Origin of the sequence: Kitasatospora sp. NPDC004614, assembly GCF_042873675.1 — a bacterium.
GTDB lineage: Bacteria > Actinomycetota > Actinomycetes > Streptomycetales > Streptomycetaceae > Kitasatospora.
The window spans coordinates 262253-275378 of record NZ_JBIALR010000005.1 but is presented as its reverse complement, the minus strand read 5'-3'; the positions used below and the strand labels follow the sequence as shown (position 1 = coordinate 275378).

Annotated in this window: 6 protein-coding genes and 1 pseudogene; 3 read left to right on the top strand and 4 right to left on the bottom strand. The window is 67.9% G+C overall.

Annotated elements, in window-relative coordinates; all coding sequences use genetic code 11:
- Positions 1 to 175 precede the first annotated feature (175 nt).
- Positions 176 to 1000 carry a hypothetical protein gene (locus ACFYST_RS15195; RefSeq protein ID WP_387862450.1) on the top strand — a complete coding sequence of 275 codons (825 nt, stop codon included), beginning with the start codon at positions 176 to 178 and terminating at the stop codon, positions 998 to 1000.
- 532 nt (positions 1001 to 1532) lie between these two features.
- Here the strand turns inward: ACFYST_RS15195 and ACFYST_RS15190 are convergent.
- Positions 1533 to 1772: pseudogene (locus ACFYST_RS15190) on the bottom strand (ATP-binding protein); the annotation flags it as partial.
- A gap of 190 nt (positions 1773 to 1962) precedes the next feature.
- On the opposite strand from ACFYST_RS15190, the gene ACFYST_RS15185 reads away from it, so the two are divergent.
- Complete coding sequence (locus ACFYST_RS15185) at positions 1963 to 2595, top strand: dihydrofolate reductase family protein (RefSeq protein ID WP_387862447.1); 633 nt, start codon at positions 1963 to 1965, stop codon at positions 2593 to 2595.
- Between the two features lie 166 nt (positions 2596 to 2761).
- Here the strand turns inward: ACFYST_RS15185 and ACFYST_RS15180 are convergent, their stop codons facing one another.
- Positions 2762 to 3373 carry a hypothetical protein gene (locus ACFYST_RS15180; protein ID WP_387862444.1) on the bottom strand — a complete coding sequence of 204 codons (612 nt, stop codon included), beginning with the start codon at positions 3371 to 3373 and terminating at the stop codon, positions 2762 to 2764.
- A gap of 618 nt (positions 3374 to 3991) precedes the next feature.
- Positions 3992 to 4360 (bottom strand): VOC family protein, encoded by a 369-nt coding sequence (locus ACFYST_RS15175; RefSeq protein WP_387862442.1) that lies wholly within the window; start codon positions 4358 to 4360, stop codon positions 3992 to 3994.
- Positions 4361 to 4422: 62 nt separating this feature from the next.
- Here ACFYST_RS15175 and ACFYST_RS15170 point away from each other — a divergent pair, with 62 nt between their 5' ends.
- Positions 4423 to 4881 (top strand): MarR family winged helix-turn-helix transcriptional regulator, encoded by a 459-nt coding sequence (locus tag ACFYST_RS15170; RefSeq protein ID WP_387649397.1) that lies wholly within the window; start codon positions 4423 to 4425, stop codon positions 4879 to 4881.
- 1072 nt (positions 4882 to 5953) lie between these two features.
- On the opposite strand, the gene ACFYST_RS15165 is transcribed toward ACFYST_RS15170, so the two are convergent.
- The gene (locus tag ACFYST_RS15165; protein WP_387862439.1) at positions 5954 to 12898 is read right to left on the bottom strand and encodes an LPXTG cell wall anchor domain-containing protein; all 6945 of its coding nucleotides are present in this window, start codon (positions 12896 to 12898) and stop codon (positions 5954 to 5956) included.
- Between the last annotated feature and the right edge of the window lie 228 nt (positions 12899 to 13126).

Genomic DNA, 13126 nt, shown 5'->3' with positions numbered 1-13126 from the left:
TCTCCGCGCTCCCCCGTGTTCCCCGGTCCGTGCCGCGGTGACGGGCGGCGGCCGTGCCACTGTGGCACAGGACCGCGGAGCGCCGTGGGCGGGGGCGGGGCGGGGCGGGGGCGGGCGCGGCCCTCGGGGCGGCGCGTAGAGTGGCCGCTCGCCCGTGGGAGAAGGGGAGCTCGTCGTGCGTGAGCGTTCCGGCATTCTGTTCGTCACCGACCTCGCGTATCCGGCGCGGGGGCGCCGGTACGGCGACGAGGACGTCTTCCTGACGTCGCGGCTGCGTGAGGAGTTCGACCTGGCGCTGTGTCACCCGCGCGACGCGGTGGCGCTGATGGACGCCTTCGACGCGGTCGTGATCCGCAACAGCGGGCCGGTGCTGCACTACCGGGAACAGTTCGACGAGTTCCGGCGGCAGGCGGACGCGCACGGCACCCGCGTCTACAACCCGCTGACGGGCCGCGGCGACATGGCCGGCAAGAACTACCTCCTCGACCTGACGGCGGCCGGGTATCCGGTCATCCCCACCGTCGGCCACCCCCGCGACGCCGATCTACTGCCCCGCTCCGGCCGGTACGTGGTCAAGCCCGCCACCGGCGCGGACTCGATCGGCCTGTCCGTCGTGGACCGCGCGGACCTGGCCGGCCTGGACGGGGACGGCCTGCTCGTCCAGCCGCTCGTCGACTTCCGCTACGAGGTGTCGTTCTACTTCGTCGACGACGCCTTCCAGTACGCCCTCCACGCCCCCGACCCGTCCCGCCGCTGGGAGTTGACGCCCTACCCGCCCACACCGGCCGACCTGGCCTTCGCCCGCCGGTTCATCGACTGGAACACCCTCGACCACGGCATCCAGCGGGTCGACGCCTGCCGCACCACCGACGGGGACCTGCTCCTGGTCGAACTGGAAGACCTCAACCCGTACCTGTCACTGGACACCGTCCCGCCACCACGGCGCGACGCGTTCGTCACCGCGATGGCCGCCTCGATCCGCCGCATGCTACACGGCTGACGACCCCACCAACGGCAGACCGCAGAAGGCAGACCGCAGAAGACAGAGGGCAGGAGGCAGAGGGCAGGGGGCCCGCCGTTCCCCACGTTCGCCCCCGAATCCCTCTCAATGGATATCTCGTGTCCTTCCCGGCGGACAGCCGATCTCCCCCGGGCGGTATGACCTACCGTCACCCCCTCGGGTCCGGCCATGCCCTCCGGTATCGACGCGGAGGAAGCTGACCAGCCAAGAACATCGGAGGAACCCTCTGCCGACGAAGCCCGCGACACCGGGCCGACGAGGAACCCCCCGAACGCGGACAGCGTCACCATGACTGGCGCAGGACGGACAGCAAGGACAATGGATGAAGCGGTTCACGAGAAGCCTGACAGGGCAATTCACCACCGCGGCGACCGCGTGTGTGGCACTCTTCACCCTGCTGTGGACGCTCGGGGGCTGGGTACTGGGTGAGCTCGTCGACGGAATGCCTCCCCTCCAGAAGTAGCCCGCCTCCAGGGCACTGGCCGGGCTCTCGGGGCCCGCGTTCCCGTGCGAGTGGGACGACGCCCTTGCCGGCGGTGGCCTGAGCGAGGCGAAGGCCGGTGCCCTCGGTCAGCACGATGTGCGCGTGGTGCAGGAGCCGGTCGACGGCTGCTGTCGCCGGCGTCCTGGGCGTGATCGAATCGAATCCCGACGGATGAAGGTTGCCGGTCACCACCACCGGGCGACGCTCGTAGGCCGCGTCGATCACGCGGTAGAACGCGTCGGCGGCGGCCTGTCCGCAGGGAAGCAAGCAGCGCCCGCCGGGACGCCGAGCCACCACGCGGCACGGCGGAAACCCTGCCCGGCGGGCGGCGGGCAGGCGGGCAGGCGGGCGGGCGCGGAAAAGACCGGGTCCCGGCGTGGCGACGAGTTCCGCCGCCCCGCCCGGTCTACATCTCGACCGGAACGACCACCACCCCCCTCTTCCCGGGAGCACAGACATGGGCCTGATCCACATCGAACTGTTCGCGACCCTCGACCTCGTCGGGCAAGCGCCCGGCGGACCCGACGAGGACCCGGCCGGATTCCCCTTCGGCGGATGGCAGGTACCGCTGCTGGACGAGTACACCGGCACGCAGATCGGCACCGCGTACGAGGACACGGACGCGCTACTGCTCGGCCGGCGCACCTACGACCTCTTCGCCGCGTACTGGCCGCGTCAGAAGGACGGACGGATCGCGGAACTGTTCAACAGCGTCCCGAAGTACGTCGTCTCACGCCACACACCCGACCTCCCCTGGAAAGGCTCCACACTGCTCGGACCGGACCTGGCCAACGCCGTACACGAAATCCGGGAACGCCACGAACACGTGAAAGTCGTGGGAAGTCTCGACCTGGTACAAAGCCTGCTACGGGAACGGCTCTACGACCGCCTCGACCTGTGGCTCCACCCCATCACCCTCGGCACCGGCAAAAAAATCTTCGACCACGGCACCGTACCGACCAACCTCACCCTCCTGAAGCCACCGGTAGCCGGCCCCACCGGCACCGTGTTCCTCCGCTACAAAACCGCCACCGGCACACCCACTACCGGCGACATGAACGCACCCCACCGCCACAACCACGACAGGTGACCACGACCACGACCGCGACAGGTGACCGGGATGGGCACCACCCACACCAACGGCATCGACCTCGGCGTCGAATAGTGACTTTGCACGGTAGTTGGCCACTTTTCAGACTAGTCGGCCAGAGTTTTCAGGCTAGTTGGCCAGTCTGAGCAGGCTTCTTGGCCAGGGGTCAGGGGTGGTGAGCGAGGAGGACAGTCTGGAGTGCGGTCGAGGTGCCCGGCCCTCGGCGGATGCTGTAGCCGACCTTCCGGCTGACGTATCGCGCGTCGGCCGCCGGCGGCCCGAGTGCTGCCGAGGCGGCGGACTCATCCGGGCTGCGGAGGAGGCGGTCGGCCAGGTGTGGCCGGCGGGTCGCTGTAGGACTTGGTCGCGCTGGCCTGCTTGCCGCGGACCGTTCTACGTAGTCGAGCTGCCGCTGGCGGGCCTCCTCGCTCAGTGCCCGGGCCAGCTCGGGGGTGGCCGCGCGGATCCCCGTCGTGGGCCATGCCATGAAGATCAGCGCAGTGATGGCCCGAAGGTCGATGGCCAGCTCACGCGCCGCCGCGAACGCCGCCCGGTCCTCCGCCTTCACGGCCAAGTGGACCGGGCGGACATCGACCAGCCACCGGCCGTCCGGCATCACCGCCAGGCAGTCCGGGATGTGCGAGCGGGCCCGGCCACCCACCGTCGTGAACCGCAGCCGCAACGACTGCGACACCACACCCCGTACCGCCCCCGCGAAATCCGGCACCCGCAGGAACTTCCGCTCCTCCAGGCCCTCGAACCCGTGCTGACTCCCCATTGTGTCCAGCAGCTCCAGCCCGGCGCGGTGACCCTGGCGAAAATGCCGGCCGAAGTGCCGGACGGACCGGCTCAGCGGCCTGCACTGGAACGCCCACGGCCTGCACCGGAGCGCCCGTGATCTCACTGACCGGACACCACACCTCGGCACCGGTGGGATTCCACGCCACCGTCCACCGACCGGCCCACCCGTCCGACAGATCCAGCGCGCAGCCATCGTCAGGCCCCAGCTCCAGCGGAACGAACGACCCGTCCACCGCGCACAACGCCGACCAGACCCAGGGCTCGCTCCCCTGCAGGCCATGGCAGACCCTCCAGCCGCACCCCCACCACAGCGGCCCGGACCAGGCGCCACGTACGGCTGAACACCACCCGGCTCAGAGCCCCGCGTACAGCCTGGCCGACGACCCTGAAAACGTCGGCCAACTACGCCGCACAGTCACACCGTGCACGGTAGTTGGCCGCTTTGCAGGCCAGTTGGCCAAAATTTCTCGCCCTGACGGCCAGTCCGAGCAGGGTGGTCGGCCACTGGTCAGCGGCGGTGGGCGAGGAGGGCGGCGGGACGCAACCACCGGCGATCGTCCAGTTACGTTCGGTCGATCAAGCGCGGTTCGGTCGATCAAGCGCGGTCGTGGAGCGTGACCTGGTAGCCGTCGGGGTCGGCGAAGGTGAAGGTCCGACCGAAGGGGCCGTCGACCGGCGCGGAGACGACGGTGCGACCGTCGGCGACGAGCGCGTCGTGGATGGCCTGGACGTCGGTGGCGTGGAGCCAGATCGCGGCACCGATGCCAGGCCGAGCGACGGATGCGAGGTCGGTTCCGGGAACGACGTCGCGGAGTGCGAACGCGATCGGCTTCGTCTCGAAGACCACGGCGTGCGAGGGTCCGGCCGGCGAGCGGACGAGGCCCAGGTACTGCTCGTAGAACGCCCGCGAAGCATCGAGGTCACGCACTTGGAGCGAGATGAAGTCGGGGCCGGTAACGGGCATGAGGACACTCCTTCGTTCATGTCAGTTTTCTGACATGCATCAACGTATGTCAGAATACTGACATGAGTCAAGAAGGTGTCGGCGTCCACCTGGAGACGTCACTGGGCTACCTGCTGAAAGAAGCGTCGAGCGCCCTTCGCGCGGCCATGGAGGAAGTACTGCGGCCGCTCGGGATGAGCGTGACGCACTACTCCTGCCTCGAGCTGCTGGCGCAACGACCGGGCCTGTCGAACTCCGAGCTCGCGCGGGGCGCGTTCGTGACACGGCAGACGATGAACGTGCTACTCCAGGCCCTGGAACGAGACGGCTACGTGACCAGACCCGCGGAGGCACCCGTCGGGAAGGCGCTTCCCACGCGGCTCACAGCGAGCGGCCGACGAAGCCTCCAGAAGGCGAGCGCAGCCGTCCGGTCCGTCGAGGCCAGAATGCTGGCCGGCCTGACCGCCACCGAGCAGTCAGACGCGTTCCGGATCCTGCGGAGCATGATCCATTCCCTGCACAGCGACAACGAGGACGCATAGCCCGTTCCGCGACGCGCTCCGGCAAAGAGCGCAGCCGAGCCCGAAATCCGCGTCGGCGACCTTCAAAAACCGACAGACCCCGACCGCACCGTCGGCGTACAGCCTGGCCAACCACCCGGAAAACGTCGGCCAACTACGAAGCACAGTGTGCGACACGAGGTCGCTCCAGATAAGTGAGGACAGCCACGTGAAGGAGGTATCGGTCGGCTGAACTTCGGGCCAGTGTCCAAGGCCCGTCCCCGCGCTCCCATGCGTCGCTGGTAACGGCGGGGTGTGAAGCGGAGCGTTCAAGCCCAAGAGCACCTCGGCCATCGAGGAGCCCCAGGCGAGGGGAAGGCCGGACGGGACGGGCGAACGTAAGTGAACCCTCGATGATGCCCCGTGATCTGTAAGACCGCGCTGATGGCATGCGGACGGCGGTCACAGGACCCGGTGCCGGGAGGTACCAAGCGACCCGACAGCAGAGAATCCACGACCAGCCCCCCCCCCACCCGCACCCCGCACCCCGCACCCCGCACCCCGCACCCCGCACGACATCGAACTCACCGACGAGACCACCGCCGCACCGGACACGACCACCGGCTTCGACGACAACCTCGCCGGCGAAGCGACCCGCATCACCAACCGCCTACGCGGACTACTCACCCAGATCCACCCGAACCCCGAGCGAGCGCCAGGACCACGGCCCGACCACCCCGCAGTGCCGGCTCCGCCGGAACGGTCCGGCTCACCGGCCGCCCCACGCAAAGCCGGACACCGCCGCCTTGCCGGCGCCACCTGGCCCCTGGCCCCGCACATGTCCGAACGCCCCGTCGAGAACATCCCCACCCCACCCGACGAACAGACCACCCCCGCCCCGAACACCGAAGCGCCCACGCCGACCGTCCCGAGCCCGACCGTCCCGCCGCGGGCCGTCCCCGGCCCGCGAGAACTCCTGGAGAAACGGAACCAGGAACCACTGGACGAACACCCGCCCTCCGCCCCCACACGACGCGGGACCGCCCCCGAAGCCAGAAAGCCCCGGAGGCGGGCGGTCCCCTTCACCGAACGAGCGGCGAGGTGGTGGGTGTTGTTATCCCACGAGCCGGTCCGCGTCCGAACGCCGACGCGCCCGGTACAGCAGCACACCGCCCAACGTCAGCAGCCCGCCACCGGCCAGACCCGCCGCCGCGAGACCCGCGGGCGAACCCGTGTCCGGCAGATGACCCCCGCCACCGGCATGCGGCGGCTTCGAAGGACCACCCGGACGCGGCACCTTCACACAGCCCTCGCCCTTCTCCTTCTCCGGGCACTCCGACACCGTGACACACAGCGACACCGGCCGGCTCTCCACCAGCTGCCCCTGCGGATCCCGCGCCGAAGCCGTCGCGACGTTCGTGACATGACCGACCTTCGCGTCCTCCTCGGTCACCACGTAGGTACCGCGGCACGTCGTGCTCTGACCCGGCTCCAGCGTGGCCGACTCACACACCACCGGGGACACCCGGTCGTCACTGACCGAGACGTCCGCCAGCACCGTCGACCCGGTGTTCGTCACCGTGTACGTGTAGGTGATCGTGTCACCCACCTTCGCGGAACCCAACACGTCGGACTCCTTCACGACCGACAGCGACGACGCACCCGAAACGGTCTCCACCGTCGCCTCACCCGGCGGGCTCACCACCGGATGCCCCTCCGGATCCGTACCGTTCGCGGTCGCCGTGTTCGTCACACGACCGGCCTGAACGTCCTCCTCGGTAATCGTGTACCAGCCGTGACACACCGTGCCCTGACCCGGGTTCAGCGTGGTCGCCTCACAGGTCACCACGGCGACATGGTCGTCCGTGACGGTGACACCGTGCACGGGCACAGCACCCGTGTTCGTGACCGTGTACGTGTAGGTGACAGTGTCACCCGCACGGAACGGACCCCCCGCGCCGGCCTCCTTCACGATGGACAACCGGGCCTCACCCACCACCGGAACATCCACCTCACCCGGCGGAGACTCCACCGAGTCACCACTGGGGTCGACGCCACTCGCATGCGCCACATTCATCACGTGACCGGCCGCCGCATCGGCGGCGGTGATCACGTAACTGCCGTGACAGAGCGTGCTCTGACCCGGGTTGAGCGTGGTCGCGTTGCACGTGACCGATGAAACGTGGTCATCCGCGACGGTGAGGTTGTGGATGACGGCGGTGCCGGTGTTGGTCACGGTGTACGTGTAGTGCACCGTGTCACCCACATGGAACGGACCAGTCGCATCCGCCTTCTTCTCGATCAACAGCGACGCCACACCCACCACCGGAACAGTCGCCTCACCAGGCGGGCTCTGCACCGGCTCACCATCCGGATCCGTACCGTTCGCGTGAGCCGTGTTGGTCACCTGACCGGCCTGAACATCCGCAGCGGTGATCACGTAACTACCGTGACACAACGTGCTCGCACCGGGGTTCAGAGCCGTCGCGTTGCACGTGACCGACGAAACGTGGTCATCCGCGACGGTCAGGTTGTGGACAACAGCGGTGCCGGTGTTGGTCACGGTGTACGTGTAGTGCACCGTGTCACCGACATGGAACGGACCAGCGGAATCCGCCGTCTTCTCGATCGACAACTGAGCCTCGCCCACCACCGGAACAGTGGCCTCATCAGGAGGACTCACCGCCTCCTGACCCTCCGGATCGGTGCCGTTCGCGTGCGCCGTATTCGTCACATGACCCGCCGCCACATCCGCGGCAGTGACCACGTAACTGCCGTGACACAACGTGCTGGCACCCGGGTTCAGCGTCGTGGTGTTGCAGGTGACCGCGGCGACGTGGTCATCCGCGACGGTGAGGTTGTGGACAACGGCGGTGCCGGTGTTCGTGACGGTGTACGTGTAATCGACAATCTCACCCACATGGAACGGGCCGGCCGAGTCCGCCACCTTCTCGATCCTCAACTCCGCGATACCCACCACGGGAACGGTCGCCTCACCAGGAGGACTCAACACCGTCTGCCCCTCGGGGTCGGTGCCCTCCGCGTGAGCCGTGTTCGTCACATGACCCACCGCGACATCCGCCGCCGTCACGACATAGGAACCATGGCACAGCGTGCTCGCACCCGGGTTCAGCGTCGTCGCGTCACACGTCACCACAGCAACGTGGTCGTCTGCGACAGTCAGATTGTGCACCGCCGCCGTACCGGTGTTGGTCACCGTGTACGTGTAGCTCACGGTCTCACCCACATGGAACGGACCAGCGCTGTCCGCCACCTTCTCGATGGACAACTGGGCCTCGCCCACCACCGGCACAGTCGCCTCAGTGGGCGGACTCACCACCGGCTCGTTCTCCGGGTCGAGACCGCTCACATGCGCAGTGTTGGTCACATGCCCGGCCGTGACATCCGCCGCCGTAATGACATACGTGCCATGGCAGAGCGTGCTCTCACCGGCGGGCAGCGTCATCCGGTCGCACGTCACGGGCGAGATGAGATTGTCGCTCACGTCCAGGTCGTGCACGGGAGCGGTGCCCGCGTTGGTCACCGTGTACGTGTAGGCGACGGTGTCGCCCACGTGGAATGGGCCCGCGCTGTCCGGCGTCTTCTCGATGGTCAGGACGGCGTCACCGGCGATGTCGATCATCGCCTCACCCGGAGGACTCTGAACATCCTGACCCTCGGGGTCCGTGCCGTGCGCGTGAGCCGTATTCGTCACATGCCCGGCCGTCACATCCGCCGCCGTCACCACATACGAACCGTGACAGAACGTGCTCTCACCAGGGTTCAGCGTCGTCCTGTCACAGTCCACCCCCGCGATGTGATCGTCCGACACAGCCAGGTTGTTCACCGTCGCCGTACCGACGTTGGTCACCGTGTACGTGTAGTCGACCGTGTCACCCACATGGAACGGACCAGCAGAGTCCGCAGCCTTCTGAATGACCAGCGCCGCAATACCCAACACCGGGACAGTCGCCTCGTCGGGCGGACTCACCACCGTCTGACCCTCAGGGTCCATACCCTCAGCATGAGCCGTATTCGTCACATGACCGGCCGTGACATCCGCCGCCGTCACCACATACGAACCGTGACAGAGCGTGCTCTGACCGGGGTTCAGCGTCGTCGTGTTACACGTCACCACAGCGACATGGTCGTCCGCGACCGACAGGCTGTGCACCGCGGCGGTGCCGGTGTTGGTGACGGTGTACGTGTAGGCAACGGTGTCACCGACATGGAACGGACCAGCACTGTCCGCCACCTTCTCGATGGTCAGCTCCGCGATACCCACCACCGGAACAGTGGCCTCACCAGGAGGACTCACCACCTCCTGACCCTCAGGATCCGTACCGTTCGCGTGAGCGGTGTTGGTCACATGACCGGCCGTGACATCCGCCGCCGTAACGACGTACGAACCGTGACAGAGCGTGCTCTCACCGGGGTTCAGCGTCGTCGCGTCACACGTCACCAAGGCAACATGGTCGTCAACGACAGTCAGGCTGTGCACCGCCGCCGTACCCGTGTTGGTCACCGTGTACGTGTACGAAACCGTGTCACCGACGTGGAACGGGCCAGCGGAATCCGCCTCCTTCTCAAGAGTCAGCAGCGCCTCGCCTACCACCGGGACGGTCGCTTCACCAGGCGGGCTCTGCACCGTCTGGTCCTCGGGGTCGAGGCCGCTCGCGTGAGCGGTGTTGGTCACATGACCGGCCGTGACATCCGCCGCCGTAACGACGTACGAACCGTGACAGAGCGTGCTCTCACCGGGGTTCAGCGTCGTCGTGTCACAGGTCACCGTCGCAACGTGGTCGTCGGTCACGGTGAGCGCGTGCACGGCCGCCGTACCGGTGTTGGTCACCGTGTACGTGTAGCTGACGGTCTCACCCACATGGAACGGACCAGCAGAATCGGCCACCTTCTCGATGGTCAGCTCGGCGATACCCGCCACCGGAACAGTGGCCTCACCGGGAGGACTCTGCACCGGCAGGCCCTCGGGGTCGGTGCCGTTCGCGTGAGCCGTGTTGGTCACGTGCCCGGCCGCGACATCCGCGGCAGTGATGACGTACGAACCGTGGCAGAACGTGCTGTCACCGGGGTTCAGCGTCGTCGTGTCGCACGTCACCGCCGCGACATGGTCGTCGGTCACGGTGAGCCCATGAACGGTGGCCGTACCGCTGTTGGTCACCGTGTACGTGTAGTTGACGGTCTCGCCCACGTGGAACGGGCCGGCGCTGTCGGCGGTCTTCTCGATGGACAGCTCGGCGATGCCCAGAACGGGGACGGTTGCCTCACTGGGCGGGCTCTGCACCGGCAGGCCCTCGGGGTCGGTGCCGTCGGCGTGGGCCGTGTTGGTCACGTGACCGGCCGCAACATCCGCGGCAGTGATGACGTACGAGCCGTGGCAGAGCGTGCTCTCACCAGGGTTGAGCGTTGTCGTCACACAGCCCACCGGCGTGATGTGGTCGTCCACGACGTTGAGGTTGTGCACGGCCGCCGTACCGATGTTGGTCACCGTGTACGTGTAGTGGACGGTGTCACCCAGGTGGAACGGGCCCGCGCTGTCGGCGGTCTTCTGGATGGTCAACTCGGCCTCGCCCAGCACTGGGACGGTGGCTTCGCCGGGCGGGCTCTGCACCGGCAGGCCCTCGGGGTCGGTGCCGTCGGCGTGGGCCGTGTTGGTCACGTGACCGGCCGCAACATCCGCGGCAGTGATGACGTACGAGCCGTGGCAGAGCGTGCTCTGCTCCGGGAGCAGCGTCGTCAGGTCACAGGTCACGGCCGGGACGTGGTCGTCCACGACCTTGACGTTGTGCACCACGGCGGTACCGGTGTTGGTCACCGTGTAGGTGTAGTTGACGGTGTCACCGAGGTGGAACGGGCCGGCGCTGTCGGCGGTCTTCTCGATGGTCAGCTCGGCGATGCCCACGACGGGCAGTGTCACTTCTTCCGGTGGGCTGAAGATTTCTTCGCCCAGCGGGTTGGTGCCCACGGCCTGGGCTCTGTTGGTGAGGTGGCCGAGTGCCAGGTCTGCTTCGGTGACGAGGTACGTGCCGTGGCAGAGGGTGCTCTCGGTGGGGTTGAGGGTGGTGGTGTCGCAGACGATGTCCGTCGAGTGGTCGTCGGTGACGAAGACGTTGTCGAGGACGGTCTGGCCGGTGTTCGTCACGGTGTACGTGTAGTTGACGGTGTCACCGACGTGGACCGGGCCGGGGGTGTCCGCTTCCTTGGCCAGGGAGACCGAGGAGGGGCTGATGACCGGGACTGTCGCGTCTGTCTCCGGGGAGTCGACCGGCTCGCCGTTGGCTGTGCCGTGCGCCGTCACGTGGTTGGTGACTTCTCCCAGGTCCGCGTCCTCCGGCGTGACCACGTAGGTTCCATGACACTTGGTCACGTCCCCGGGGCTGCCGCGTGGGGCGAGGGTGGTGAAGTCACAGGTGATGTTGGTGACCCGGTCGTCCTGCAGGAAGAGGTCGGTGATCTCGGTGCCGCCGGTGTTGTTCACGACGTACGTGTAGGGGATGGTGTCGCCCACGTTGAACGGCCCGGGGGTGTCCACCTGCTTGATGACCTCGAGGCCCGGCGGTTCCACCACCGGGATGTCCTCGGAGGAGGGTGGCGAGGTCACCGGGCCGCCGGATGTGGTTCCGCTGGCCTGCGCGGTGTTGGGGATGTGGCCGGCGGCCCCGTCTTCGGGTGTGACCACGTAGACCGCTGTGCAGGTGACTGTCTGGCCGGCCGCCAGCGTGCTCACCGGGCAGGTGATTCCGCCGATCTTCGGGTCGGTGACCACCAGGTTGTCGATGTCCACGTTCCCGGAGTTGGTGACGACGAAGTCGTACGGGACCGGGGTGCCGACGGTCAGGTCGGCGGGCAGCGGCCGGTGGGCCTGCTTGACCAGGTTGAGTTCCGGCAGCGGCTCCTCGGTGGCGATCACCACGTTGCGGATCAGGTGCACGTCGGTGAACAGGCCCGTGGAGCCGGCGAAGCCGAACTTGTAGGTGGAGGGGACGGGTTGCGGTGCGGGGGTGCTCAGCACCTGGTGCTCGCCCGTGCCGTCGTTGAAGTCGACTCCGATGGTCAGGAGCGGGTTCGGCGACGGGGTCAGGTGGACGTGCACCCGGCGGCGGGACGGCTCGAGCAGCGTCTGGGCCTGCGGCGGCGTCACATCCGGCGGGAGGAAGGTCAGCGGGCCCTGCAGGGTGCCCGGCAGGGTGGACGGCCACGGGCCGCTGGTGGTGAAGTTGCTGGTCGTCGCGGTCAGGAAGCAGTAGCCCTCGACGCCGTCGCCGGGCCCGCGGACGGTGACCATGTTGGCGCCCGGCGCCGGGATGTAGAAGCCGGTGCCGGAGGGGGAGCGCTCGCCGGGCGGGCAACCGTTGCCGCGGTGCTCCCAGTCGCCGAAGTAGTTGCCGAGCACGTCGAGTCCGACGCCCAGGTAGCCGCTGTCGACGCCCGGCAGGAACGGTTCGGCCGGATTGTCGCCGGGCAGCTTCTGCGCGTAGCCGAGGCTGCCACCGAACGCTCCCGGGTGGGTGAGTGTGACGTCACCGTTGACCAGGAAGAACGAGATGCCGTCGGCCGGGGTGGCGGGCGTGGTGCTGCCGTACTGCCACTGGTCGAAGTGCACGTCCAGACCGGCGTTGGCCGGCAGCGCCTGGTCGAACAGCACCGCGCCGCTCTCGTCGTTGGCGGAGTCGGTGATCCGCAGGTAGCCGAACGGCGAGCCGTCCAGCGGCGGCACCGGCCCGATCTCCGGGGTCGGACAGCCCGTCAGCTGGTGGCCGCCCCCCGGAAGGGGGTTCGTGACGGGTCCGCCGGTGAGGCAGGCCGCGCCGACTGCGACGAACCTCGAGTCCGCGGTGGCGCCGGTGAAGTCCTCGTTCAGCAGCGCGGAGCCGAGGGCCCGGAGACGCTCCGGTGGCGCGGCGTGGTGGCGGGTTGGCGCTGCTGCCTGGGCCCATGAGCCGGCCAGGCCTGCGCTGATCAGGCCCAGGGTGGCTGCGGCACTGATGAAGCGGGCCGTTCGGGATCTGAGCCGACCCGGTCCGCGGAAGAGTCTCGTCATGCCCTTGACTATGTGCAGCCACTACTCGCAGTTATCGCTTTGTACTATCAGTGGACCTATCGAATCGCTCGGATGCTCGAGCAGCGGATGCCGCCGGAAACGGCAGCACCCTGACTTGGTGTCAGGCTCTCCGAGGAGCTCGGACTGACTTGACGTCAGACATGGTGAGGCAGACCGCCGGTGATTGTTCAGCAGAAAGGAAACTGCTGGGGGTACGGGCGTCATTCG